Raw genomic sequence first — 26,411 nt, forward strand, 5'->3', positions numbered from 1 at the left:
ATTTTGATTAAAACAGCGTTTGCTTCAAGCATTGGTAGAGTCCGAGAGACTAATCAGGACTTCGTAAAAGTATTTAAAAATCAAAATAATATCATTATGGGGATCGTTTGTGACGGAATGGGTGGCCATCAGGGCGGCGATGTTGCTTCAACAATGGCCGTTAGCCATTTAGGTCACAATTTTGAAAAGACAGATTTTACTGATCCTGATCTAGCTCAAAAATGGCTAACTGTACAATTGCGATTAGAAAATGAAACTATTTTAAATACAGCAGACCGTTTTGCTGATTTAAATGGGATGGGTACTACAGTTGTTTTGGCAATTGCTTTTACCGAAAAAATCTTAATTGCTCATTTAGGGGATTCACGCTGCTATTTGTATGGCGGAAATGAGTTTAAGCAAATCACTGAGGATCATTCCTTAGTACATGAATTAGTTAAGATGGGACAAATAACTGAGCAACAAGCTAGAAATCATCCTCAAAAAAATATCATTACTGAAACATTAGGTGTTTCAAGTACTGTGAATCCAGAATTTGATGTACTTGAAGTACATGCAGGTGATATTTTTCTTCTTTGTACAGATGGACTAACAAATTCTTTAACGGATCCTCAAATTCAACAAATTCTCGCCACTAAGAACTTAAGTTTAAAAGAACGTTGCAATAAATTGATTAATGAGGCAAATCGTTTAGGTGGCGGAGATAATATTACTGTTTGTTTACTTGCCTATGTAGAAAAGGATGGTGACAAATAGCGATGGAAAAGGGCCATTTACTTGGTGGTCGCTATAAAATCATTTCTGTTCTAGGCGAAGGTGGAATGGCTAATGTTTATTTAGCTGAGGATATCATTTTGCAAAGAAAAGTCGCTGTTAAAGTATTACGGCTTAATTTGCAAAAAGATCCTCAAACTATTCAACGCTTTCAAAGAGAAGCACTTTCAACTAGTGAATTAAGTCATCCTCATATTGTTTCTATTCTTGATGTAGGAACGGAAGGAGATTGCCATTATTTGGTAATGGATTATGTTGATGGCTCCGATTTAGAGGAATACATTCAACGCAATAATCCAATTCCTTTGCCTAAAGTGATTGATATTATGGATCAGATTTTGAGTGCTGTAGCTTTAGCACATAAACACAATGTGATCCATCGCGATCTAAAACCACAAAATATTTTAATGGATAAAAAGGGTAATATTAAGATTGTTGATTTTGGTATTGCGATTGCACTAAATCAAAGTACCATGACGCAAACTAATACTGCTATGGGATCAGTACATTATATGTCTCCTGAACAAGCACGTGGCAGTATGGCTACAAAGCAATCAGATATTTATTCTTTGGGGATCATTTTATATAAATTATTGACTGGAACGGTTCCTTTTACGGGAGAAAATGCGGTTGCAGTTGCCTTGAAACATTTTCAAGAAAAAACGCCGTCTTTAAGAGCTAAAAATCCGTCAATTCCCCAAGCACTAGAAAATGTTGTCTTTAAAGCTACCGCTAAAGATCCGAGAGATCGATATAAGTCTGTTTTAGATATGAAAAAAGATTTAGATACTTGTTTGGATCCCAAGCGTAAGGATGAACCTGTCTATAAGCCCCAACATGATCCCGCAGCAGATGAAACTATCGTTATTCCTCCGCTAGAAGGAAGCGTTCATAATAAAGATCATGAAACACAGGAAAAGTCAGAGCCAAAAGAAGAAAAAAAGAATTTCCTAGATAACCTAAAAGGCCATAAGTGGTGGTGGATAGGTGCTTTAATTGCATTTTGCGTGATTATGGTAATTCTCTTTTTTGCTCTTGGTAGAAAAGATATGGTAGATATTCCTAATCTTAATAAAATGACGCAGACAGAAGCTAAAAATTCTTTGAATTCTTCTGGTTTAGAACTTGGAAAAATTAGTTATGAGTACTCTGATACTGTACCTAAAGGAAAGGTAATCAGAACTAAGCCTCCAATTGGTTCGCAAATAAAAGATGGACAAAAGGTAAATCTGATTATTTCTAAGGGGCCTCATCTTGTCGAAATGCCTAATGTGATTGGTGAATCATATACTGTTGCTAAGAAACAGTTAGTTAAATTAGGCTTTTCGGTTGCTAAAACTGAAGAATATTCTAGCAACCCTAAGAATCAGGTTAATGCTCAAGATGTTGAGCCTGGCCAGCAAATTAATCCTGATAAGGCAACTGTAACTTTATTAGTTTCTAAAGGACCTTCTTCGGCGAGTAGTACCCGATCTAGAAGACATACAATAAAGTTAAGGGATATTGTAGGCTATTCTTTAAAGGGCGCTCAAGATTATGCTCGTGAGAATCATTTAACACTTAAAGTTGAAGAAGAAGATTCAGATGATAAGAATGATGGTACTGTCTTGCGTCAATCGCCAGAATCGGGTACTGACGTAAGTTCAGGTTCTACCTTAACTGTTATAGTAGCTAAGTCTAAAAAGACAGATGCAAATAGTAGTTCAAACAGTAGTTCAAACAGCTCTACTACGACTACCACGGTTACTAAGTCATATACAATAAATTATCCAGCAGATTCTAGTCAAAGTAATTCACAAAAGACACCTGATCATATTCAGGTTTATGTTTCTGATGATGATCATTCGATTAATAATATTTATCGTGATATGAATATTACTTCTGAGCAAAGTTTTACTGTTCCTTTTAAATTAACTAAGAAAAATGGCCATATAAAGATATTAAGAAATGGCAATACTATTTTAGATGAGGACGTTAATAAATAATGAATAAAGCACAAGGGACTATCGTTAGCGCTATTTCCGGTTATTACGACGTTGAAATTGAGAACAAGGTAGTTAGAACTAGAGCACGTGGAGTTTTTAGAGATCGTAAGCAAAAGCCATTAGTAGGTGATAGAGTAGTTGTTCAATTAGACGATCAAGGGATGAATTACTTGATAGAAATATTACCTCGAACTAATGAAATTGGACGTCCTGCAGTAGCCAATGTATCAAGAGTATTATTAGTCATTTCAGCGGTTGAACCGGATTTTTCACTTGAATTGCTAGATAGATATCTGACCTTTTTTGCTTGGAAAAATGTGGGAGTAGTTATTTATTTATCAAAATCTGATATTACGCCTAATGAAAAATTAAAAGCAATTAAATGTAAGTTAGATTATTATCAAAAAATTGGCTATTCTGTTTTTGAAGATGCAGAAGAATTAGAACGGCAATTGCCTACTATGATTCAGAAAGATCAAATCTGGACTTTAGCAGGTCAATCTGGAGCGGGAAAGTCAACTTTGCTAAATAAACTGGAAAGAGAAGCAAACCAAGCGACAGGTGCAATTTCAACAGCTTTAAATCGTGGTAAGCATACAACAAGACAAGTTAAGCTTTTTAAATATGCATCTGGTTTTATTGCAGACACTCCAGGTTTTTCAGCAATTGACTTATTTAAAATTAAAGTTGATGAGCTTGGAAATTATTTTTATGATTTAAAAGATGCAAGCGTTAAGTGCAAGTTTAGACGATGCCAGCATATAAAAGAGCCTGGTTGTGAGGTTAAGAAACTAATTGAAGAGGGAAAAATAGCTAAAAGCCGCTATGATTCTTATTTAAAGATTAGACAGGAAATTTCTGAAAACAGAATGCCTGAGTATTTAAAGAAATAGGTGAAGAAATGATAGCACCATCAATCTTGAATGCAGATAACATGCATTTAAGCCGTGATATTAAAGCAGCCATTGAGAGTGGCATTGAAAGGTTTCATATTGATATAATGGATGGCCATTTTGTTCCTAATTTATCCTATGGACCAGAATTGGTAAAAGATTTTAAACGCTCATTTCCTTTTACTAAGGCGGAAATTCATTTAATGAGTAATAATTTGGATACTACTTTGCCACTTTTTGTTGAAGCTGGGTGTGATATTTTAGAATTTCACTATGAAGCCACAAATAAGCCAGATTACTGGTTAAATTATTTGAAAGACCATAATGTTCGTTGCGGAATGGCAATTAATCCTTCGACGCCAGTTAATAAATTAAAGCCTTTTTTAAATAAATTAGATCAAGTGCTATTAATGACTGTCAAACCAGGTTTTGGTGGTCAAAAATTCGAAGAAGTATCGGTTGATCGTTTGACTGAACTTCAAGATATGATTAAAAATGAAAATCTAGATTTGCCGATTGAGGTAGATGGCGGAATAGATCGTGAAACTTTAAAATTAACTCGCGATGCTGGAGCTAAGATTTTTGTTGCTGGATCGTATATTTTTAAAAATGGCAGTATTGAAGACCAAGTAATGAAGTTGAAAAAAGAAGATAAATGAAAGCAATTGCATTATTAGGCGGTCCAAAAGAAGAATGGCCACAAAATTTAGCAGATAAAATTAAATTAGCACAAAAAAAGGGCGCCCTAATTATGGCTAGTGACCGGGGTAGCCTTTTTTTATTAGAACTAGGAATAGTTCCTGATGTTGCATTAGGAGATTATGACTCATTAACTAATCATGAAAGACAATTAGTTGAACGTAAAGTTAAAGATATGCGTTACTCAAATCCTATTAAAGATTTTACAGATTCAGAAATGTTGTATTATGCAGCATTTATTGACTATAAGGTTGATGATTTGACTGTATATGGTGCAACAGGGGGAAGATTAGATCATTTTTTTGTTAATATGTACGCTGTATTAAAAGCACCTTTTGCCAGTTTTAAAGAGCAAATTAAGTTCGTTGATAAACAGAATATTGTGCGCTTTTTTGGCAAAGGAAGACACTTAATTTCTTATAATTCTGACTACAAATATTTAGGGATTGGTGCTTTAACCGAGGTGAAAGATTTTAGTATTAAAAATGCTAAATATGATTTAGCCCCAGTTGATTTGAAAGTGCCAACTATGTATTCTTCAAATGAATATTTGCGTCAGCAAGCAGTAAAAATTTCTTGTAAATTTGGTGTTTTAATTGTAATTAATAGCCGAGATAAAAAATAAAAGGGATCAAGTTTTATACTTGATCCCTTTTATTTTTTTACTTCTTAATTAGGCACGTTTAACCTTACCGGATTTCAAAGCGCGAGCAGATACCCAAACACGCTTTGGCTTACCGTCAACAAGGATGCGAACTTTTTGAAGGTTTGGCTTCCATGAACGCCGCACGGAGTTCAAAGCCTTTGAACGCTTGTTACCAAAGACCGTCTTGCGGCCAGTAATAATGTCTTTTGCCATTTGTGCTAAACCCTCCTTTATTTGTGTTGTAGTACTTATCTAATTTATCACAGCTTTTAGTTTTGTGCAATATTGTCTTTTCATTTTCTTAAAACTAACATTGTTGATATAAAAGCTTGCTGTGTTAAAATAAATTGAGAAAAAATTGTTCTTCGTTAATGGAGGAATACGATGGCTGTTAAAATTAAAACAAAGTATGGCTTAATTGATATTTCAAATAGTGTGATCGCTACTGTCGTTGGTGGCGCAGCAACTTCTAACTATGGTGTAGTTGGAATGGCTTCAAAGAACGCTTTGCGGGATGGAGCTTACACTATTTTAAATCGCGAGAATTATCGACGCGGTGTAGTAATTAAAACTAATGATAATCAAATAGTCGTTGATGTATATATTATTGTGGGTTATGGTCTAAAAATTTCAGAAGTAAGTCACAATGTACAAGATAGTGTAAAATACAATCTTGAAAATCTTTTAGGCATTAAAACAAAATCTGTTAACGTGATTGTTCAAGGCGTAAAGATTTTAGACGATTAATGCAATCTGGAGGAGCTAATTGTGGTTTTAACTGAAATTAATAGTGATCAATTCAGAGATATGGTTCGTGCAGCAACTCATCGCATGGGCAAAAATGCTGAATTTGTAAATAAATTAAATGTTTTCCCAGTACCTGATGGTGATACTGGAACTAATATGAACTTAACCATCGAAAGCGGAGCTAAGGCAGTTAATGAAAACCTCAGTGAATCTGTTGGCGATTTAACAGAGAGTCTATCAAAAGGTATGCTAATGGGAGCTCGTGGTAACAGTGGTGTTATTACTTCCCAACTCTTTAGAGGCTTTTATAAAGCTACAGAAGGTAAAAAGGCCTTAACTGCACAAGACTTAGCAGATGCTTTTGCAAATGGTGTTTCAACTGCTTATAAGGCAGTTATGAAGCCGGTTGAGGGAACCATCTTAACTGTTGCTCGCGTTGCGGCTGAAGAAGGTAAAAACAAGGCTAATGAAACTGATGATGTCAGTGAAGTAATGAGAGCAGTAGTTGACGGTGCTAAGAAAGCTTTAAAGACTACACCAGATTTATTGCCAGTTTTAAAGCAAGTTGGAGTAGTTGACTCAGGTGGTCAAGGACTCGTATTTATTTATCAAGGTTTTTTAGAAGGAATACTTGGTGAAAAAGATAATGATGATTATCAACTTGATGAAGGTGAAATGGATGAGTTAATTAATGCAGCTCACCATCAAGCTGAATCTGCGCAAGTTCAATTATCAACGAGTGATATTAAGAATGGCTACTGTACTGAAATAATGGTTGACTTGACTGCAGATGTTCCAAACAAAGAGAAGTTTGACCTTGACCAATTCAGGGAGCATCTTTCTAACTTAGGTGATTCATTATTAGCAGTTTCTGATGGTGAAGTTGCTAAAGTTCACGTTCATACGGAGCATCCTGGAGATGTCTTTACTTATGGTAAAAAATTTGGTCAATTAGGCAAAATTAAGATTGATAATATGCGAATTCAACACGAAACTATCTTAGAAAATAACGAAGAACAAGAAGAAAGTGTTGATTTTGCAGTTATTGCAGTTGCTTCAGGTCACGGAATTCGTGAACTCTTTAAGAGTGAAGGCGTAAATAGAATCATTTCTGGTGGACAAACTATGAATCCATCTACTAAGGATATTATGGACGCCATCACTAAATCAGGTGCTAAGAAAGCCATTATTTTGCCAAATAACGGTAATATCATTATGGCAGCTAAACAAGCTGCTGAAGTTAGTGATATTCCAGTTGGAATTGTGCCAACTAAGACAATTTCTCAAGGTTTAACCGCTATGCTTTCATTTGATCCTGATGCTTCAGTAGAAGAAAACGTTGAAGCAATGTCTGAAGATTTAGATACTGTTAAATCTGGTGAAGTTACAAAAGCAATTCGTGATACTAAGATCGATGATATCCAAGTTAAAAAGGATGATTATCTTGGAATTGTTGACGGTACAATTAAGGTTGATAATCCAGATTTAGTTGATACCACTGTATCTATGATTGAAAAGATGTTAGATGAAGATAGTGAAATTATCACTATTATGTACGGTAGCGATGCTACTAGAGAAGAAGCTGATGCAGTAGTTAAAAAACTTGAAGCAAGCCACGATGATTTAGAATTTGAAATTCATGATGGTGGTCAGCCGGTTTACTACTTCTTGGTATCCGTGGAATAAAATATGAATAATAAGCAGAGTAAGTTATTTGAACCAGTAACTGAGCTAAAAGGCGTAGGAGCTAAAACTGCTACGGCTTTAGCTGGTCTTGGCATCAATACAATTTATGATTTACTATTTTATTTTCCTTTTAGATATGATGACTTAGAGACAATCCCTCTTGATCAAATCGAAGATGGACAAAAAGTTTTATTAAAGGGAATAGTGGTAACAGATCCATTTGTTAGCCGATTTGGTTATCGAAAAACAAGACTCAGCTTTAAAATGAAAATTGATCATGACATAATCATGGTCAATTTTTTTAATCAGCCTTGGTTAAAAGATAAGGTTGAATCAGGTAAGGAAGTTGCCGTTTACGGTAAGTATCAGGTGGCTAGACAATCACTAAGTGGCTTTAAGTTAGTAGCAGAAAAGAAAGACTCAGGCTTTGCGCCAATTTATTCTGTTAACCGTCATTTGAAGCAAAATAAGTTACAAAAACTAATTGATCTGGCTCTAGAGGAAGTCTTGCCTGAAGTTGAGGAAACAATTCCAGCAGTCTTACGAGAAAAGTATCGCCTACTTTCTGATCAAACCTTAGTAGAAAAAATGCATCATCCTAAAAATGGTAATGAAGCCAAAATAGCGCGTAGAAGTGCTATTTTTAGGGAATTTTTTCTCTTTCAAGTGCAACTAGCTCAGCTTCTTTCTCAAAGGGATGAAGATGTGCCTGGTGTAGAAAAAAGATATGATTTAGCTGCCGTGAAAGAATTAATTCAAGCGATTCCTTTTGAACTATCAGATGATCAAAAAAAAGTAGTTAATGAAATTTTTGCCGATCTTCATTCTCCAAGACAAATGAGAAGACTGCTTCAAGGAGATGTTGGTAGCGGTAAAACAGTTGTAGCAGTTTTTGCTATTTATGCCGCAATTACTGCCGGTTTTCAGGCAGCCTTGATGGTTCCTACAGAAATTTTGGCTCAGCAGCATTTTACTAAAGTGGACGAATTATTAAGACCTTTGGGAGTTAGAGTCGCCTTATTAACTGGTGATACTAAGGAATTAGAAAAGAGAGAAATTTATCGCGAATTAGCTGACGGAACAATCAATGTAGTGATTGGAACACATGCTTTAATTCAAAAGGATGTTCATTTTAAGAATCTCGGTCTTGTAATTATTGATGAACAGCACCGCTTTGGTGTCAATCAAAGAAATACATTAATTAAAAAAGGAGTTGCTCCAGACGTATTAGCAATGACAGCAACGCCGATTCCACGTACTTTAGCTTTAACAGTATATGGCGATATGGCTGTTTCAGAGATTCGTCATTTACCTAAAGGACGTAAGCCAGTGGTTTCTTCATGGGCAACATCAAGCAAGTTAAAAGAAGTTCTTGAATTAATGCGTTCACAGCTTGATAAAGGTTTTCAAATTTATGTTGTAACTCCTTTGATTAGCGAATCAGAAAAAAGTGATTTAAAAAACGCTGAAGATCTGCAAGCTAGACTTGCTCACTACTTTAAAGATGAAAATGTGGTTTTGCTTCATGGTCAAATGAAAGGCAACCAAAAGAATGAAATCATGGACAGCTTTGCTGCTGGCAAGATTGATATCCTTGTTACAACTAGTGTGATTGAAGTTGGAGTCGATGTTCCAAACGCAAATATGATGGTAATTTTTAACGCTGATCGCTTTGGTTTAAGTCAGTTGCATCAGTTGCGCGGACGAATTGGGCGTGGACAGACGCAAAGTTTCTGCGTTTTTGTGAGTGATCCTAAAACTGAAATCGGTAAAAAGCGGATGAATATAATTACCTCTACCAGCAATGGTTTTAAGTTAGCAGAAGAAGATCTGAAGCTGCGAGGTGAAGGAGACGTTTTTGGTAAAGCACAGTCTGGCTTACCACAGTTTCAGGTTGGAGATGTGGTAAATGACTATAATACTTTGGTTACGGCTCAAAAAGAAGCTCGTGCCCTAATTAAAGCTGATCCTAATTTGACTAGCTCAGAAAATAAATTCTTACTAGAAGTGCTAAAATATAAGAAAGATTTAAATAATAATTAAACGGAGTAAGTATGAAAAAAATTGCAATTGATGCGATGGGCGGAGAGAATGCCCCTCAGGCTATTATTGATGCTGTTTTAAAGGTAAAACCTAAACTAAAAGATACAAAATTTATTTTATTTGGGGACGTAGAGAAAATTAATCAATTGATCCCTGATGAGCAAAAAGAAAGAATTGAAGTTATTGCTACGAGTGAGGTTATTGTCGATAGCGACGAGCCTGTAAGAGCGATTAGACGTAAAAAAGATTCCTCGATGGTAGTTGCTGCTAACTATGTTAAAGCAGGAAAAGCAGACGCATTATTTTCATTAGGAAATACTGGAGCACTGCTTGCTTGCGGAATTTTTATTATTGGCAGAATTAAGGGCGTTGAACGTCCAGCCCTAATGCCAACGCTGCCTAGTGCTAAGAGTGAACAAGGCTTTAATATTATTGACGTTGGTGCTAACGCGCAGAGTAAGCCTGAATACTTAGTTCAGTGGGCTCAAATGGCTAACTTCTATGCTCAAAAAATTAGAAATATTCAAAATCCTACTGTTGCTTTACTAAACAATGGTGCAGAAGATGATAAGGGAGATCCACTTCATCAAGAAGCTTATAAACTTTTAAAAGAAACTAAGCTTAACTTTATTGGTAATGTTGAAGGAAATGATTTGATGGAAGGTAAGGCTGATGTAATTGTGACTGACGGCTTTACTGGAAATGCTACTCTTAAAGCTATTGAGGGAACTGCTAGTGTGATTCTACGTTTACTTAAAGATTCGCTCTTAAATAATGGTTTACGCCCTAAAGTTGGCGCCTTGCTGGCTAAACCAGGATTAACTGCTTTAAAGAAAAGATTTGATACAGCAAGATACGGCGGTGCAGTTTTATTGGGCGTTAATGCGCCTGTTGTTAAAACACACGGAAGATCTAATATTCGACCAATTTACTACACTTTGTTGCAAATTGATAGGATGCTTAGTCAGGATTTAGTTGGTGAATATAAAAAATACTTTAGTGAATCTCGCTAGACTTTAATAAAAAAATGCCTTAGAATTAAACTAAACTTTTTTGGAGGTTAAAGAAATGACCGAAGAGGAAATTTTTAACAAAATTGCTGATATGATTTCAGAACGTTTTAGTATTGATCGTGATAAGATCACTAAAGATTTAAATTTTCAGAATGATTTAGATGCAGATTCAATTGATTTCGTTGAGTTAGTAATGGATCTTGAAGATACATTTGGAGCAGAAATTCCAGATGATGACGCAGAAAAATTACAAACTGTTGGTGAAGCAGTAGAGTATATTAAGAATCACCAAAATTAAAATTTTAATCATTGAAATTTCAGAAGATACTGTCATTTTTCATTTACTTTTATAAAAGTTATTGAAATAGCAGTATCTTTTGTTTATAATAATGACATTAAATTGAAAATCTAATTGACTTTTAATAATGTCGTAAGGTTTGAGAGGAGAATGGCCTTTGGAAAAGCAAAGTGATCTTTTATTAGATATCGAACACTTGCATACCGCATATCGTTTGCACGGTAAGTTTTATGATGCCGCTGATGACATTAACTTGACCTTGAAACGAAATGAAATTTTGGCAGTTGTTGGTGAATCTGGTTGTGGTAAAAGTACAATTGCTTCAAGCATTATTGGTTTGTACGACCACAAAAATACGAGAGTAACCGGAGATATCTTGTACAATGAATTAAACTTAGTTAACTTAAATGAATCATTGTTTAACAAAATTCGTGGAAACAATATTGGAATGATTTTCCAGGATCCATTGGCATCTCTTAATCCATTAATGAAGGTTGGAGATCAAGTTGCTGAGACACTTTACTACCATACTGATATGGACGAGAAAGCTCGTCATGCACGTGTAATTGAGCTCTTTAACCAAGTTGGTATGCCACGTCCTGAAGAAATGTATGAGATGTACCCACATGAATTATCTGGTGGATTGCGTCAACGTGTCGTAATTGCGATCGCAATTGCATGTAAACCAGAAATCATTATTGCTGATGAACCGACTACAGCATTGGATGTTACTATTCAGGCACAAATTTTGGATTTACTTAAGGAAATTCAAAAAGAATCACATTCAGGAATTATTTTGATTACTCACGACTTAGGTGTTGTTGCTGAAACCGCTGATCAAGTGGCAGTTATGTATGCTGGACAAATTGTTGAAAAAGCTGATGTTAAAACAATTTTTGAGAATCCACTTCATCCATATACACGTTCACTTCTTCATTCAATGCCGCAAACGGATGATGAAAGCCAAGATCTTCACGTGATTCATGGAACAGTTCCTTCGCTAGTTAATATGCCTAGAACTGGTGACAGATTTGCTGCAAGAATTCCTTGGATTCCAGCTAGTGCTCATGAAGAGAACCCTAAGATTCATGAAGTGGAACCAGGGCATTTTGTAAGATGTACTTGCTGGCAAAGCTTCCATTTCCAAGATGAAGAAAAGAAAGGATAGGAAATTATGGCCGATGAAATAATCGAAATAAAAAATTTAAAAGTTCACTATCCAATTCGTTCTGGCTTCTGGAATAGAGTTACTGGATATGTTAAAGCCGTAGATGGAATTAATCTTTCTATCAAAGAAGGAGAAACTTACGGCTTAATTGGTGAATCAGGTTCAGGTAAATCAACAACTGGTAAAGCAATTGTCGGAGTTGAAAAAGTAACCAGCGGACAAATTTTATACAAGGGCGTTGATGTAACTAAAGCCTCAAACCGTAAGAGACTCAACTATAACAAAGATGTTCAAATGATTTTCCAGGATTCTATGTCTAGTTTGAACCCTAGAAAACGTATTGAAGACATTATTGCTGAGCCAATTAGAAACTTCGAAAATTTAACTACTGATGAAGAAAGAAAGAGAGTTCAAGAACTCTTAGATATCGTTGGGATGCCTAGTGATGCAATTTACAAGTATCCACACGAGTTCTCTGGTGGGCAACGTCAAAGAATTGGTGTAGCACGTGCTGTTGCTACTCACCCAAAGCTTATTGTGGCCGATGAACCAACATCAGCTTTGGACTTATCAGTTCAAGCTCAGGTTTTGAACTTTATGAAACATATTCAGCAAGAATATAACATTGCCTACCTCTTTATTTCACACGATTTAGGTGTTGTAAAGCACATGTCAGAAGACATTGCGATTATGCACCGTGGACGTTTTGTTGAAATTGGTAAACGTGATCAAATTTATAAGAATCCAATGCATATTTATACTAAACGTTTACTTTCCGCAATTCCTGTTGTTGACGTTGAACATAGAGAACAACATAAGGAAGAGCGTCAACGTGTAGAAAAAGAATTCTTGCAAGATCAAGACAAGTGGTATGAAAAAGATGGTCGTGTCTTACCACTTCAAAAAGTTGGCGATCGTCATTTCGTTGCATTACCTAAAGAAATGATTAGGCAAGAATTGAAGGAGGGAGAATAGGTATGTGGAAAACGGTTTTACGTCGAATCCTGATTATGATCCCCCAGTTACTTATCTTGAGTTTGCTAGTCTTTATTTTGGCTAAAATGATGCCTGGTGACCCATTTACTGGAATGATTAATCCGAATTCAGACCCTAAGGAAATTGCAAGATTAAGACAAGAATATGGTTTAAATGATCCAGTTTGGGTGCAATATACTCGTTGGCTGGGAAATATGTTCCATGGTGATTTAGGTCAATCATATATTCAGAAGGTTCCAGTTACTTCTTTGATTTGGGATCGTGCAGTTAATACTTTCTGGTTGTCTTTAATGACTGTTGTTTTAACTTACTTAATCGCCATTCCATTAGGTGTTACAGCAGGCCGTCACCAAGATGAATGGCAAGATCACGGAGTACAAATATTTAACTACATTACTTATGCTGTGCCTCCGTTTGTTTTCTACATTTTAGGTATCTGGCTATTTGGATTTACACTAGGTTGGTTCCCAATTTCTGGGTCCGTTAGTGCAGATGTCAACCCAGGAACTTTTGCTTACTTCTGGAGTAGGTTCTATCACTTGATTTTACCTTCAATTCTTTGTGCTTTAATTTCTACTACAGCAATTGTTCAATATTTAAGAACTGGTATTGTTGATAACAAAGTTGAAGATTACGTAAGAACAGCTCGTAGTAAGGGTGTTCCAGAAAATGTTGTCTTTAATAAACATATTTTGAGAAACTCACTTTTACCAATCGCTGCTTTCTTCGGTAACACTATTACTGGTTTATTATCAGGTTCAATGGTTATTGAATCAGTCTTTAGTTACCCTGGTATGGGTAAGTTGTTCCTAGATTCTATTGGACAACGTGACTATACAACTTTGACAGCCCTAATTTTATTATTTGGTGTGTTAACTTTAATTGGTAACTTATTATCTGATATTATCATGAGTATCATTGACCCAAGAATTCGGATCAAGTAGGGAGGAGTAGAAAATTATGGCTAAAGATAAAAATACATCAAAAAAGGATCAAAATGCTAAAACCTCTCTACCACCGTCTGGATTTAAGATTATCGTTCGCGAGGTTTGGCGCGATAAGGTAGCATTTGCTTCATTTTGTATTATCGTTGCTATCTTACTATTTACTTTTGTTGGCTCATTGTTCTTAAACAAGGGTCAAGTAACAGAAATTAATATCGCTGAAGCATATTATGGATGGGGTGAATCAGGTCACGTCTTCGGTACTGATGACGGTGGTCGTGACATCTTGAAGTTATTGATGATGGGTGGACGTAACTCTATATTAATTGGTCTATCTGTTACTGTACTTTGTGAAGGTGTTGGACTTTTAGTTGGTTTATTCTCTGGTTACTTTGGTGGAGTTACTGACGCAGTTATTATGCGTATCGTAGACTTTATCCAGATTTTGCCTCAGTTCCCAATTATCATTGTTTTGACTACTGTTATTCCTAACTACAATGCTGGAACTTTAGTATTGTTAATTTCTATGTTTGGATGGACATCGACTGCTCGATACTTCCGTGCCTTTGTTCTTTCACAAAGAGAGCGTGAATATGTTTTAGCTTCAAAGACTTCGGGTTCATCTAATTTAACAATTATTTTCCGTGAAGTTTTGCCAAACATTACTTCAGCGTTGGTTATCGATGTCGTATTGATGATCGCTGGTAACATTGGTATTGAAACTACCCTATCTTTCTTGGGATATGGACTACCAACTACTACACCATCACTTGGTACTTTAATTGGATTTGCTAACGACCCAGTTAACGTTACTACTCGTCCATGGTTATGGATGCCAGCAACATTTTTATTGCTAATTATTTCATTGAGTATTAACTACGTTGGTCGTGCTCTTCAAAGAGCTGGAGACGCTCGTCAACGTGAAAATTAAATTTAATTGTATTAACATTAAAAAGCAACTCATAATTGAGTTGCTTTTTTTGATATATAGCTAAAAGTACAGCTAATATACTAATTTATTTATTTAAATAATGGGCATAAGCTTAATTTTCGACTTTAAAAATAAAATTTTTATGGAACTGAAAGTAATTGCTTAACGTTGATATATCAAGATATGTGGCTAAAACGAATAAATTAAAATGAAAAAATATTAAAATTAATTGAGCAAAAGCGTTGTTTTATGAGTTTGATGATGATACTATTAAATCATCAACTTGTCCCAAATAGATGGAGGAATATAACTATGAAGAAAGCCAAACTATTTGGAAGTTTAACTTTACTTTCTGGTGTTGCTTTAACATTGGCAGCATGTGGTAATAATTCAAATTCAAAAGTAGATAACCCAACTAAGAGTTTTAAAGAAGCTACTCCTAAGAAGGCCGTTAAGAAGGGCGGTACTGTAAGTGTAGCTCTTGAAACTGATACTCCAATTACCGGCGTCTTTTTAAATGAACTTTCAGATACTCAAAACGACTCTGATGCAATGGCTCCTGGTAATGAAGCTTTATTTGATACAAATGATACTTATCAAATTAATGATAAGGGACCTGCTACCTTAAAATTAGATAATAAAAATAAAACTGCTACTATCACCGTTAAAAAAGGTGTAAAGTGGTCAGATGGCAAGCAAGTAACTGCTAAGGATATTGAATATTCTTATGAAATTATTGCTAATAAAGCAACAAAATCTTCTCGTTATACTGAATCACTTCAAAATATTGTTGGTTTAAGTGAATATCACGATGGAAAATCTAACACTATTTCGGGTATTGAAATGCCAGATGGTGAAAATGGTAGAACTGTAGTACTCCACTTTAAGGAAATGAAACCTGGTATGAAGTATAGTGGTAATGGTTACTTCTGGGAAGCTGCAGCACCATATCATTACTTAAAAGATGTTCCATTTAATAAGTTACAATCCTCTGATCAAGTAAGAAAGAACCCATTATTCTTTGGTCCATATAAGATGAGTAAAGTAGTTCGTGGTCAGGCCGTAACCTTTGTACCTAATAAATATTACTGGAGAGGTACGCCAAAATTAGATAAGGTTACTATTCAAGTTTTGAACCCTAACTCAGCTTCTCAAGCTATTAAGAGTCACAAGTATGATATTGCGGGTGTTGTTAACTCACAATGGAAAAACGTAGCTAATACCAATAACGTTAACTGGATTGCAAATATTCCATTAGCTTACAATTACTTAGGCTTTAAAGTAGGTAAGTGGGACGGAGCTAAAGGCGAAAACGTAATGAATAAGGATGCTAAGATGAATAATAAAGCATTACGTCAAGCTATTGCTTACGGTATGAATGTTTCTGCTGTAACAAAACGTTATACTAATGGCTTAACTTTCCATATTCCAACTTTAATTCCAAAACAATTTGGTCAATATTACGATAAGAATGTTAAGGGCTACGATTACAATATCAAGAAAGGTAATGAAATTCTTGATAAGGCAGGATACAAGAAGAAGGGTAAATATCGTGTACAACCAAATGGCAAACCTTTAACTATTCGTTTAGCCGCTATGACTGGTAACTCTACTCAAGAGCCAATCATTCAAAACTACATCCAACAATGGAAGAAGTTAGGCTTGAATGTTAAGTTAACTGGTGGTCGTTTGATGGAAATGAATTCCTTCTATGACAAGGTTCAAAATGATTCTAAAGACGTTGATATGTTCATGGGTGCATGGTCATTATCTTCAGAACCATCACCAAATGACTTGTACAGTGTAAAGGCTCCTTACAACTTTACTCGTTTCGTAACTGCTAAGAATACTAAGTTACTTCAGGAAATGGATTCTGAAAAGTCATTTAACACAAACTACCGTGTCAAGAAGTTCCATGAATGGCAAAAGTACATGAATGATGAAGCTTATGTTGTTCCAGTATCTAACAGTTACAATGTAAATGCTGTTAACAGCAAGATTACTGGTTACTCATTGAAACCTTCAGCTGCCAATAGTCTTTGGTACAATGTTGGAATTGCAAAATAACAATTTAAAAAAGATTTTCAAAAGGTCGTCAAATTTGACGACCTTTTTTGTGATTTGTTAAAAATTTTTTCAGTGCTAAAATTAAATATATCAACTTGTCCAATATTATTGGAGGAAAATTTAATGAAGAAAGGCAAATTAATCAGCACATTAACTTTGCTTTCAGGTGTTGCCTTAACTTTAGCAGCCTGTGGTAATAACAACAAAGATACGAGTCACCCTAACTTTAAGGAGTATACTCCTAAAAAAGCAATAAAAAATGGTGGTAGCGTTAGTGTTGCCGTAGTTACTGATACACCTTTTACTGGTATTTTTAACGATGAGCTATCAACTAACAATACTGACTCAGAAGTTATGCAATATGGTGATGAGTCATTGTTTGCAACTAACGACACCTATAAATTTGTTAAAGGCGGAGTTGCTGATATTAAGATTAATAAGAATGCAAAAACTGCAACTATTACAATTAATCCTAAAGTTAAATGGTCAGATGGTCAGCCATTAGTTGCTAAAGACTATGAATATGCCTATGAAATTATTGCTAATAAGGCAACGCATTCTCAACGTTATACTTCAAGTTTAGCTGACCTTGAAGGGTTAGAAGAATATCATGAAGGAAAATCTGATACTATTTCTGGTATTGAAATGCCAGAGGGTGAAAATGGTCGTACAGTAGTACTTCATTTTAAAGAAATGAAGCCTGGCATGAACCAAAGTGGTAATGGTTATATTTGGGAGGCAGCTGCCCCTTACCATTATTTAAAAGATGTGCCATTTGATAAGCTGATTTCAAGTAATAAGGTTCGTAAAAATCCATTATTCTATGGTCCTTACAAGGTAAGCAAGGTGGTTCGTGGACAATCAGTATCATGGGTTCCGAATGAACATTATTACAAGGGTAAGCCACACTTAAATAAAATTACAGCTTCTGTAATTACACCAGCTTCAGTTGCTCAATCCATTAAGAGTAATAAGTTTGATGTAACTCAAGTAAGTAATTCACAGTGGCCTAATATTAAAGGAACTAAAGGAGTAAACTTTATTGCAAATATTCCACTTTCATATTCTTACCTAGGCTTTAAAGTGGGTAAGTGGGATTCAGCTAAGGGCGAAAACGTGATGAATAAAGATGCTAAGATGAACAACAGAGCATTACGTCAAGCTATTGCCTATGGTATGAATGTTGATCAAGTTTACAAGAGATATTCATATGGTCTTTCATTTAGAATTCCTACTTTAATTCCAAAACAATTCGGTGATTACTTCGATAAAGATGTTAAGGGCTATACTTATAACATTAAAAAGGGTAACGAATTACTTGATAAGGCAGGCTACAAGAAGAAGGGTGCTTACCGTGTACAACCAAATGGCAAGCCTTTGACTATTCGTTTAGCTGCGATGACTGGTAGCAAGGTTCAAGAACCAATTATTCAAAATTACATCCAGCAATGGAAGAAATTGGGCTTGAATGTTAAGTTAACTAGTGGCCGTTTGATGGAAATGAATTCCTTCTACGATAAAGTTCAAAATGATTCTAAAGATGTTGATATGTTTATTGGTGCATGGTCACTTTCTTCAGAGCCTTCACCTCAAGACTTGTACGGTGCTAAGGCTCCATTTAACTACAGTAGATTTGTTACTAAAGAAAATACTGATTTGTTGAACGATATTGATTCTCAAAAAGCCTTTAATAACAGCTATAGAGTTAAGAAATTCCACCAATGGCAAGCATATATGGACAAGGAAGCTTACGTTGTTCCAGTTTCAAATAGTTACAGTATTTATGCTGTTAACAACAAGTTGACCGGTTACTCATTAGCTCCATCTAAGAGTATGGGTGGCGGATTCCCTAATTGGTACTATGTTGGTTATGCTAAATAAATCAAATAAACAAAAGGTGCGACTGATGGCCGCGCCTTTTTCTTTAGCTTTTTTTAATAGCAGAAAATAGGTATAATTAAAGGGTTAAAGAAAGGAAGCAACTATGGTTTCAGTAGCTTTTAAAAATAATTTAAAAGAAAAATACGGAATAAAGTTTAATAACGAAAATTTACTTGAAGATGCATTCACTCATTCTTCTTATGCAAATGAACATCCCGGGAGAAAAGATTATGAAAAGTTAGAGTTTCTAGGGGATGCTGTTCTTGAACTAGCTGTATCCGATTATCTATATCGGCATTTTCCAAGATTAAATGAAGGTGAATTAACGCGAATGCGTTCTAATATTGTTAGAACTGAAGGATTTTCTGAATTTGCGATTGAATGTGGTTTTCCAGCAGAAATTAATCTTGGTAAGGGAGAAGAAAAGGCTGGGGCAAGAAAGCGCAAGACACTTCTTGAAGATGTCTTTGAGGCATTTAATGGAGCATTGTTCTTAGATCAAGGAATGCCAGCTGTACAACATTTCTTGCATTTGACAGTTTATCCATTGATTGCTGAAGGTGATTTTAACGCTTCAAGAGATTATAAGACTGAGCTTCAAGAACGTCTACAAGTAAATGGGCCAGTTAAGATTGAATATCAAGTAATTGCCGAAGATGAATCAAAGCCATCCTTTAAAGTACAATTACTTGTAAATGATAAAAAGATTTCTGAAGGACAAGGCCGCAATAAAAAAGCTGCTGAGCAGCAAGCGGCTCAAGCTGCATTAGATAAAAATAAATAAGAAAAGGTGAGTCTGTGCCACTACAACAATTAGTTTTAAATGGTTTTAAGTCTTTTGCTGATAAGACGACAATTAGATTTAATAATGGTATTACGGGAATCGTTGGTCCAAATGGTAGTGGAAAAAGTAACATTACTGAAGCAATTCGCTGGGTAATGGGTGAAGGTTCTGCCAAGTCTTTACGTGGTGAAAATATGAAAGATGTTATTTTCGCTGGTAGTCAAATGCGTGCTCCAATGAATCATGCTGAAGTGGAGTTGATTTTCGATAACCGCGACCACCAACTTGCTTCTGATGAAAAAGAAGTTATCGTAACCAGAAAAATTTTGCGTAACGGCGAAAGTGATTATCTTTTAAATCATCATCCCGTAAGATTAAAAGATGTTAGAACACTTTTTATTGAGTCAGGTATGTCTTCTGACAGTTTGGGCATCATTTCTCAAGGAAAAGTTGATGAAATTCTTAATTCTAAACCGCAGCAGCGTCGCGGGATCTTTGAAGAAGCAGCTGGTGTGCTTCATTTTAAACAACAAAAAGAAACTGCTTTAAAGCAATTAGATAAGACTAATGCTAATTTAATTAGAATTAATGACTTAGTTAAAGAATTAGAAGGCAGAATTGAGCCACTTCATGAACAAAGTTCTTTAGCAAAAGAATATAAGTTTCAAAAAGAACAGCTAGACCATAAGTTAAAGCAACTTTTAGGTTTAGAAATTGAAAGCTTAAATGAAGAGAAAAAAGATGTTGCTAAGAAAGCAAATACTAATCAAGAGATACTTGATAAGTTAGATAATGAAGTTAAGCAATCACAGGCTGATTTAGAAGAAAAACGCAAACAATCAAATAAACGTCACGCTGAAAAAGATGAAAAACAACAAGAGCTGTTATCTTTGACGCAAAAACTTGCTGCTCTTAATACTGATCTTCAGATGCACCAACAATCAAGAGAATATGATGTTGCGACACAAAAAGAATATAATGCTCAGGCTGAAGAATTAAAAGAACGACAAAAACATTTATATAAGCAGCTGACGGCTAATGAAGAAGATCTAAAGAGTCAGAATCAAGTTCTTGCAGAATTTTTAAAGAAACAAAAGGAATTAAAGCAGGAACTTAAGCAAGGACCAGAACAATTAAATAATCAGTTAGAGAAAGTTCGATCCGATTATATTCAAACTTTACAAGATCAAACTAGCAATAATAACGAGATTGTTTACCTAAAAAATGAATTGACGCGAAGCCAAAAATCAAGCAATAATCGCCAGCAAGAGGTTGAAGAGCAATTAGCAGTAGCGAAAAAAGTTCTTGCAGAACTAAAGAAGCAAGGCCATGATCTTGTTTTAAAACGACAACAATTAAATGAAACTATTTCGTCTCTTGACCAAAAGATTACTCAAAAAAGTAAGCTTAAAGATCAAAATGAACAAACCTATTTGAGTGTCAGAAATAAATTACAACAGATTTCTGCGCAAGTAGAGGGGCTAAAGCGAATTAGAGATCGCCATGAAGGTTATTATTATGGAGTTAAATACGTTTTAAACCATCAAAGTGATTTTCATGGAATTGTTGGTGTTATTGGCGAGCTGATTTCTTTCCCAGCTGAATTAGAAGCAGCCTTATCAACTGCTTTAAGTGGCGGAGTACAAGATTTAGTAACTATTGACCAGAATAGTGCAAGAGATGCAATTAATTTGCTAAAACAAACTCGAAGCGGGAGAGCTACCTTTTTACCATTAGATGGCTTGCGTCATAATGAAATTGCAACTTCTACATTGAATTCTCTTCAAAGCATCGAAGGATTTAAGGGTGTAGCGGCAGATTTAGTAACTGCTAAAACTAAAGTTAATATTTCAAATGCAATTTCTTATCTTTTAGGGAATGTGTTAGTAGTTGATACTATTGATACAGCTTTACGTGTTCAACGCAGAATTGGTCGTTACTATCGTATTGTTACTTTAGACGGAGATATTATTAGCCCTGGTGGAAGTATGACGGGGGGAACCAGAAATACCAGAAATAATTCTCCACTTGCAACTAATGCGGAAATTGATAAATTAACAAATCAAATTAAAGTTGGTAAAGAAAAATTTGCTAAATTAGAAGCGACTTTGAATGATCTAAATCATAAGTTATCTGATTTACAAACTGACTTAGAAACCAAAAATACTGAATTGAATTCTTTAAATCAAAAGATTAGTGAACAAGCAATTAAGTATGAAAATGAAGAAAAAGAAGTAAAGCGACTAAATCAGTTAAACGATCTACAACAAAAAGCTGAGCTTGAGAAAAAGCAAGAAGAAGCAGAACTTACCAGTCGCCTTGAAAAGGCACAAGTTAAAAAAGATCAACTTGAGAAGCTAGCTCAAACACAAAGGTCAAAAATGGATCAGTTAAAGAGTGATCTAAATGATTTTGATGAGGCTTATCAAAAACTTCAGACTAAATTAAGTAACTTAAATTCTGATTTGGCTGTAGTAAAGAATAAGCTTGAAAACCTTAATGCGAAAAAAGCAGAATTAGAAGAGCAATTGGTAAATACTAATTCTAGACTTAAAGACATTGATGAAAAAATCAAGGCACTTGCTTTATCTCAAAATGGTCAAAGCGAAACTGAGATAGAAGAGCAAGTCGCTGAATTAAGTAAAAAGAAAAAGCAGATGCAACAAGCTTTAGCTGAAATAAACCAAGATTTAGGTAAATTTGATGCTCAGATAAATAATCTTGACCAAGTAGCAACCAGAAATTATAACTTACGTAAAAACACAGCTGCCGAACAGGAAGAATATTCTGCAAAACTTGGAGAATTAAAATCTCAAATCAATCAAAAACTTGGTACTTTGAGTGAAGAATATTCTTTGACTTTTGAAGCTGCGTTGCAATTGTCTAAAGGACAGAATACAACAGAGTTGCGTAAAAAGTTAGAGCGTGAGGTTCATTTGCATAAGATGTCTTTAGCAGATATTGGCGAAGTAAATCTGAATGCGATTGAAGAATACGAAGATGTTAAAACTCGTTATGATTTCTTAAATGGCCAGCAGACTGATTTACTAAAGGCTAGAAAAGATATTGAAGAGTCTATGTCTAAACTTGACGACGAAGTAAAGAACCGCTTTAGTACAACCTTCCATCAAATAGAAAAGAGTTTTGCAAAGATCTTTCCAATTATGTTTGACGGAGGACATGCAAGATTAGAGCTAACTGATCCTAAGAACTTACTTGAAACGGGAATTGAGATTATTGCCCAGCCGCCTGGCAAAAAGTCACAAAAATTAACGCTTTTGTCTGGTGGTGAAAGAGCTTTAACTGCAATTACCTTACTATTTGCAATGCTACAAGTTAATCCCGTCCCATTCTGTATTTTAGATGAGGTAGAAGCAGCTTTAGATGAAACTAATGTTGATCGCTTTGCTCAGTTCTTGAATCACTATGACATGAAGACTCAGTTTATTGTAATTACTCACCGTCGCGGTACAATGCAAAAAGCAGATAATTTATATGGAATTGTAATGCAGGAATCTGGTATTTCCAAGGTTTTATCGGTATCGTTAAACGAAATTAAGAAAGAAGTGAATTAGCAGTGGGGTTATTTGATAAGATCAAAAAATCTCTTTTTGGTCATAAAGATGAAGATCAAGAAGAAAAAGAAGAACATAAAGTAGATGAAGAAACGACTGAAGAAGCTCAAGATTCTGAAGTGAATACTGAGGCTGAAGAACCTGAAAACGAGTCAGACCTAGCTTTAAAAGAAACTAACAAGCCTGATGAAGAAACCGAAGACTCTGACGAAACTCCTGGCTGGAGTGATGCTGGTAGTGCTTTTGAAGAAAGTCAAAACGAAGTAGAAGAAAAGACAACTAAAGCTGAAGATACTTCTTTAGAAGAATCAAAATCTGAAGAATATGAAGATAAGATTTCAGTGTCTGAGCCAGAGACTGATTTAGCTGAAAATACTGAAGAAGAATCAGCTGAAAAAGAAGATGAACAAGAGCGATATGATAAAGGATTGGAAAAGACGAATCATTCCTTTGGTGCTCGTCTGAATGCATTTTTTGCTAAGTTTAGAACAGTTGATGAAGACTTTTTTGATGACCTTGAAGACTTATTAATTGAATCAGATGTCGGTTTTGAAACTGCTGAAGAATTAACCGATTCTTTAAGGGATGAAGCAAAACTTCAAAATGCCAAAAGTCACGACGACTTAAAACAAGTCATTGTCGAAAAATTAGTTGATATTTATGACAAAGGCGGCGAAGGCAAAGATTCAAAACTAGCTGATGATCCAGAAGCAAAGCCAAATGTATATTTGTTTGTTGGTGTTAATGGAGCTGGTAAAACAACGACGATTGGTAAATTGGCCAAGAGAATCAAAGATTCAGGCAAGTCTGTCATGATGGTAGCAGCTGATACTTTTAGAGCTGGAGCTGTAGAGCAATTGGTTGAATGGGGACGACGTGATGGCGTCGAGGTAGTCACTGGACCTGAAAAAGCTGATCCTGCTTCTGTAGTTTATGATGGTGTTAAAAAAGCTAAGGACAGACGAATAGATTTCCTATTAGTTGATACGGCTGGTCGTCTTCAAAATAAAGTAAACTTAATGAGTGAGCTGGATAAAATCAAGCGAACAATAAAGAAAATCTTACCTGATCAACCTAATGAAGTTCTTTTAGTTCTTGATGGTTCAACTGGCCAAAACGCATTGCTTCAAGCAAAAGATTTTGATAAGACTACAAAACTTACAGGTTTAGTTTTAACCAAGCTTGATGGCTCATCTAAGGGTGGAGTAGTTTTAGCAATTAGAAATGAAATGGATTTGCCAGTTAAATTAGTTGGTTTGGGAGAAAAGGTTGATGATTTAGCAAACTTTGACGCAGAAAAATTTGCAATCGGTCTCTTCCAAGGATTAATCTAATCATAGATGAAGCTATAAGTAATATAAAAGGAGTAAATAATGAAGCATTTAAGCGCATGTACAACTATCTTAGTTGGTAAAAAAGCCTCAATTGATGGCTCAGTGATGATTTCACGTAATGATGATACAGCAGGTGCAATTACACCACAAAAGTTTATTATTGAACCAGCTGCTCATGGTGAAAAGGGACGTAAAATTAAGTCTTGGCTTAATAAATTTGAAATGGATCTTCCAGAAGATGCTCAAAGAGTACCAGCTGTTCCAAACGTTGACTATAAAAAATTAGGTTACTATGACGAAAGCGGTATTAATCAAAAGAATGTTGCAATGTCATGTACTGAATCAACTTATGGTAATGAAAGAACTTTGGCATTTGATCCATTAGTTGAAGATGGCTTAGATGAAGATTGTATGCAAACTGTAGTTTTGCCATACATTGACTCTGCTAGAGCTGGTGTTAAGCGTCTGGGTTCATTGATCAAGAAGTATGGATCTCCTGCTGGAAACTCAGTTTTATTTGGTGATAAAGATGAAGTTTGGTACATGGAAATTGTTACTGGTCACCACTGGGTTGCTCAACGTATTCCAGATGATTGTTATGCAGCAACAGGTAACCGTGTAGCTATCCAACAAGTTAATTTTGATGATCCTGATAACTTTATGTGGAGTGAAGGAATTCAAGAATTTGTTGAAAAGAACCACTTAAATCCTGATCACGAAGGTTGGAATTTCCGTCATATTTTTGGAACATATACTGAACAAGATCGTCACTACAATACTAGTCGTCAATGGTATATTCAAAAACTTTTCAATCCAGAAATTGAACAAGATCCTGAAGATCCAGATATTCCATTCATTAGAAAAGCTTCTAAGAAATTAGCTAAAGAAGATATTGAATTTGCACTAGGTTCTCATTATCAAGATACGCCATTTGATCCATTTGGCCATGGAACTGAAGAGGAAAAACACCGCTACCGTCCAATTGGATTAAACAGAACTCAAAACTCACATATCTTGCAGATTAGAAGTGATGTTCCTGAAGAAATGGCGGGTATTATGTGGTTATGTATTGGTGGTCCAACATTTACTCCATATATTCCATTCTTTGCTAATATGAATGAAACTGATCCATCATTTAACAACACTTCAATGACTTACAATAAAGAAGATGCTTGGTGGTATTACAAGTCCCTTGCTGCTTTGGTTGAAAGTCACTATCCTCAATTTGTTCAACTTGATACTAAGTACCTTGAAGAACTTAACCGCTATTACCGTGGTAGAGTTGAAGAAATCATTGAAAATGCTAAAGATTTGAGTGGCGAAGAATTAACTAACTACTTGACTCGTGAAAATCAAAAGACTGTTGCTCATACTAAGAAAGACAGTGAAGAATTGATGGGTCAAATGTTCACGGATGCCATTAAGATGTCTAAGTTAACATTTAAGATGGATCCAAATCTATAATTAAAAGCTTTAATAGAAAGAAGGTTAAGCGTTCATTTGCTTAACCTTCTTTTTGATAAACTAAAAAAGTTGATTTAAAAGTATATGGCTATTATTTTAGAAAAACGTTTTTTTTGCTATACTGGTTCAAGGTGAGACAAATGGATGAACTAGAAAAAAATGAAAGACTAGGTGACTTGTTTGCCTATTATGGTCCACTCTTAACCAAGGGGCAGCAAGATTATTTTGAAGATTATTATTATAATGACCTGTCTTTAGGTGAAATTGCTGATAATCACCATGTATCTCGTCAAGCTGTTTATGATAATTTAAAACGAAGCAGCAAGGCTTTAGAAAAGTATGAAGATAAACTTCATATGAAGCGTGATTATATAAGAATAGAAGAAAAAATAACTGAAGCCGTTTATGCCCTTGAACATGGCAAAATTAATCGTGCTCAGATTGAACTTTTAAAATTATTGAAACAAATGGGAGTAGAATAGC

General features: G+C 35.2%; 22 protein-coding genes. 21 read left to right on the forward strand and 1 reads right to left on the reverse strand.

All coding sequences use genetic code 11. The annotated features are described in order from the left end of the window. The first annotated feature begins 3 nt into the window (after nt 1–3). Genes LpgJCM5343_RS03630 through LpgJCM5343_RS03650 form a run of 5 tightly spaced genes read left to right on the forward strand, consistent with a single transcriptional unit; the run spans nt 4 to nt 4,976 of the window. Nucleotides 4–756, forward strand: coding sequence for a Stp1/IreP family PP2C-type Ser/Thr phosphatase (locus LpgJCM5343_RS03630; RefSeq protein WP_003649072.1), 753 nt, complete (start codon nt 4–6; stop codon nt 754–756). Between the two features lie 2 nt (nt 757–758). After that, a complete protein-coding gene (gene pknB / locus LpgJCM5343_RS03635) occupies nt 759–2,759 on the forward strand; it encodes a Stk1 family PASTA domain-containing Ser/Thr kinase (RefSeq protein WP_101890601.1) in 2,001 nt (666 codons plus the stop codon). Next, entirely contained in the window at nt 2,759–3,652 is an 894-nt protein-coding gene (gene rsgA / locus LpgJCM5343_RS03640) for a ribosome small subunit-dependent GTPase A (RefSeq protein WP_020806943.1), read from the forward strand. The genes pknB and rsgA overlap by 1 nt, the downstream gene beginning before the upstream one ends. An 8-nt stretch (nt 3,653–3,660) precedes the next feature. After that, entirely contained in the window at nt 3,661–4,311 is a 651-nt protein-coding gene (gene rpe, locus LpgJCM5343_RS03645; protein ID WP_003649069.1) for a ribulose-phosphate 3-epimerase, read from the forward strand. After that, on the forward strand, nt 4,308–4,976 hold the full coding sequence (locus LpgJCM5343_RS03650) for a thiamine diphosphokinase (protein WP_077959089.1): 669 nt from the start codon (nt 4,308–4,310) through the stop codon (nt 4,974–4,976). Before rpe ends, LpgJCM5343_RS03650 begins: the two co-directional genes overlap by 4 nt. A 48-nt stretch (nt 4,977–5,024) precedes the next feature. On the opposite strand, the gene rpmB is transcribed toward LpgJCM5343_RS03650, so the two are convergent. Further along, nucleotides 5,025–5,210, reverse strand: a complete 186-nt coding sequence (gene rpmB, locus LpgJCM5343_RS03655) for a 50S ribosomal protein L28 (RefSeq protein WP_003647522.1) — start codon at nt 5,208–5,210, stop codon at nt 5,025–5,027. 171 nt (nt 5,211–5,381) lie between these two features. Between rpmB and LpgJCM5343_RS03660 the strand changes: the two genes are divergently transcribed. The 16 genes from LpgJCM5343_RS03660 to ylxM all read left to right on the forward strand — a co-directional run bounded on the left by LpgJCM5343_RS03660 (nt 5,382) and on the right by ylxM (nt 26,410). Beyond that, nucleotides 5,382–5,744 carry an Asp23/Gls24 family envelope stress response protein gene (locus LpgJCM5343_RS03660; protein ID WP_003647521.1) on the forward strand — a complete coding sequence of 121 codons (363 nt, stop codon included), beginning with the start codon at nt 5,382–5,384 and terminating at the stop codon, nt 5,742–5,744. A gap of 21 nt (nt 5,745–5,765) precedes the next feature. Continuing rightward, a complete protein-coding gene (locus LpgJCM5343_RS03665) occupies nt 5,766–7,430 on the forward strand; it encodes a DAK2 domain-containing protein (RefSeq protein ID WP_101890602.1) in 1,665 nt (554 codons plus the stop codon). Nucleotides 7,431–7,433: 3 nt separating this feature from the next. Further along, nucleotides 7,434–9,473, forward strand: coding sequence for an ATP-dependent DNA helicase RecG (gene recG, locus LpgJCM5343_RS03670; RefSeq protein WP_113576169.1), 2,040 nt, complete (start codon nt 7,434–7,436; stop codon nt 9,471–9,473). Nucleotides 9,474–9,484: 11 nt separating this feature from the next. Next, the gene (gene plsX, locus LpgJCM5343_RS03675; RefSeq protein WP_039156969.1) at nt 9,485–10,486 is read left to right on the forward strand and encodes a phosphate acyltransferase PlsX; all 1,002 of its coding nucleotides are present in this window, start codon (nt 9,485–9,487) and stop codon (nt 10,484–10,486) included. 55 nt (nt 10,487–10,541) lie between these two features. Continuing rightward, a complete protein-coding gene (gene acpP / locus LpgJCM5343_RS03680; protein WP_003647518.1) occupies nt 10,542–10,784 on the forward strand; it encodes an acyl carrier protein in 243 nt (80 codons plus the stop codon). Between the two features lie 157 nt (nt 10,785–10,941). Further along, the gene (locus LpgJCM5343_RS03685; protein WP_035429753.1) at nt 10,942–11,952 is read left to right on the forward strand and encodes an ABC transporter ATP-binding protein; all 1,011 of its coding nucleotides are present in this window, start codon (nt 10,942–10,944) and stop codon (nt 11,950–11,952) included. Between the two features lie 6 nt (nt 11,953–11,958). Then, nucleotides 11,959–12,927: an ABC transporter ATP-binding protein gene (locus tag LpgJCM5343_RS03690; RefSeq protein ID WP_020806936.1), complete on the forward strand. Its 969-nt coding sequence runs from the start codon at nt 11,959–11,961 to the stop codon at nt 12,925–12,927. Nucleotides 12,928–12,929: 2 nt separating this feature from the next. Next, entirely contained in the window at nt 12,930–13,892 is a 963-nt protein-coding gene (opp4B, locus tag LpgJCM5343_RS03695) for an oligopeptide ABC transporter permease (RefSeq protein ID WP_003649062.1), read from the forward strand. A 16-nt stretch (nt 13,893–13,908) separates the two neighbouring features. Continuing rightward, nucleotides 13,909–14,823 carry an ABC transporter permease gene (locus LpgJCM5343_RS03700; RefSeq protein ID WP_077959084.1) on the forward strand — a complete coding sequence of 305 codons (915 nt, stop codon included), beginning with the start codon at nt 13,909–13,911 and terminating at the stop codon, nt 14,821–14,823. A 312-nt stretch (nt 14,824–15,135) separates the two neighbouring features. Further along, entirely contained in the window at nt 15,136–16,890 is a 1,755-nt protein-coding gene (locus tag LpgJCM5343_RS03705; protein WP_101890604.1) for an oligopeptide ABC transporter substrate-binding protein, read from the forward strand. 123 nt (nt 16,891–17,013) lie between these two features. Then, nucleotides 17,014–18,771, forward strand: coding sequence for an oligopeptide ABC transporter substrate-binding protein (locus LpgJCM5343_RS03710; protein ID WP_101890605.1), 1,758 nt, complete (start codon nt 17,014–17,016; stop codon nt 18,769–18,771). Nucleotides 18,772–18,874: 103 nt separating this feature from the next. Beyond that, nucleotides 18,875–19,555, forward strand: coding sequence for a ribonuclease III (gene rnc, locus LpgJCM5343_RS03715; RefSeq protein WP_039156961.1), 681 nt, complete (start codon nt 18,875–18,877; stop codon nt 19,553–19,555). Nucleotides 19,556–19,569: 14 nt separating this feature from the next. After that, nucleotides 19,570–23,130 carry a chromosome segregation protein SMC gene (smc, locus tag LpgJCM5343_RS03720; protein WP_101890606.1) on the forward strand — a complete coding sequence of 1,187 codons (3,561 nt, stop codon included), beginning with the start codon at nt 19,570–19,572 and terminating at the stop codon, nt 23,128–23,130. A 2-nt stretch (nt 23,131–23,132) separates the two neighbouring features. Next, a complete protein-coding gene (gene ftsY / locus LpgJCM5343_RS03725; protein ID WP_101890607.1) occupies nt 23,133–24,464 on the forward strand; it encodes a signal recognition particle-docking protein FtsY in 1,332 nt (443 codons plus the stop codon). Nucleotides 24,465–24,503: 39 nt separating this feature from the next. Further along, a complete protein-coding gene (locus tag LpgJCM5343_RS03730) occupies nt 24,504–25,928 on the forward strand; it encodes a C69 family dipeptidase (protein ID WP_003649055.1) in 1,425 nt (474 codons plus the stop codon). 140 nt (nt 25,929–26,068) lie between these two features. After that, nucleotides 26,069–26,410, forward strand: coding sequence for a YlxM family DNA-binding protein (gene ylxM, locus LpgJCM5343_RS03735; protein ID WP_003649054.1), 342 nt, complete (start codon nt 26,069–26,071; stop codon nt 26,408–26,410). The last annotated feature ends 1 nt before the right edge of the window (nt 26,411 follow it).

Source organism: Lactobacillus paragasseri (assembly GCF_003584685.1).
In the GTDB taxonomy this organism is placed as follows: domain Bacteria; phylum Bacillota; class Bacilli; order Lactobacillales; family Lactobacillaceae; genus Lactobacillus; species Lactobacillus paragasseri.

Coding starts and splice junctions, on each gene's coding strand:
- rpe (WP_003649069.1), top strand. CDS start 3,661: ATGATAGCACCATCAATCTTGAATGCAGATAACATGCATTTAAGCCGT.
- ylxM (WP_003649054.1), top strand. CDS start 26,069: ATGGATGAACTAGAAAAAAATGAAAGACTAGGTGACTTGTTTGCCTAT.
- LpgJCM5343_RS03730 (WP_003649055.1), top strand. CDS start 24,504: ATGAAGCATTTAAGCGCATGTACAACTATCTTAGTTGGTAAAAAAGCC.
- rpmB (WP_003647522.1), bottom strand. CDS start 5,210: ATGGCAAAAGACATTATTACTGGCCGCAAGACGGTCTTTGGTAACAAG.
- plsX (WP_039156969.1), top strand. CDS start 9,485: ATGAAAAAAATTGCAATTGATGCGATGGGCGGAGAGAATGCCCCTCAG.
- LpgJCM5343_RS03710 (WP_101890605.1), top strand. CDS start 17,014: ATGAAGAAAGGCAAATTAATCAGCACATTAACTTTGCTTTCAGGTGTT.
- LpgJCM5343_RS03650 (WP_077959089.1), top strand. CDS start 4,308: ATGAAAGCAATTGCATTATTAGGCGGTCCAAAAGAAGAATGGCCACAA.
- rnc (WP_039156961.1), top strand. CDS start 18,875: ATGGTTTCAGTAGCTTTTAAAAATAATTTAAAAGAAAAATACGGAATA.
- recG (WP_113576169.1), top strand. CDS start 7,434: ATGAATAATAAGCAGAGTAAGTTATTTGAACCAGTAACTGAGCTAAAA.
- LpgJCM5343_RS03700 (WP_077959084.1), top strand. CDS start 13,909: ATGGCTAAAGATAAAAATACATCAAAAAAGGATCAAAATGCTAAAACC.
- LpgJCM5343_RS03705 (WP_101890604.1), top strand. CDS start 15,136: ATGAAGAAAGCCAAACTATTTGGAAGTTTAACTTTACTTTCTGGTGTT.
- LpgJCM5343_RS03690 (WP_020806936.1), top strand. CDS start 11,959: ATGGCCGATGAAATAATCGAAATAAAAAATTTAAAAGTTCACTATCCA.
- pknB (WP_101890601.1), top strand. CDS start 759: ATGGAAAAGGGCCATTTACTTGGTGGTCGCTATAAAATCATTTCTGTT.
- acpP (WP_003647518.1), top strand. CDS start 10,542: ATGACCGAAGAGGAAATTTTTAACAAAATTGCTGATATGATTTCAGAA.
- opp4B (WP_003649062.1), top strand. CDS start 12,930: ATGTGGAAAACGGTTTTACGTCGAATCCTGATTATGATCCCCCAGTTA.
- LpgJCM5343_RS03660 (WP_003647521.1), top strand. CDS start 5,382: ATGGCTGTTAAAATTAAAACAAAGTATGGCTTAATTGATATTTCAAAT.
- rsgA (WP_020806943.1), top strand. CDS start 2,759: ATGAATAAAGCACAAGGGACTATCGTTAGCGCTATTTCCGGTTATTAC.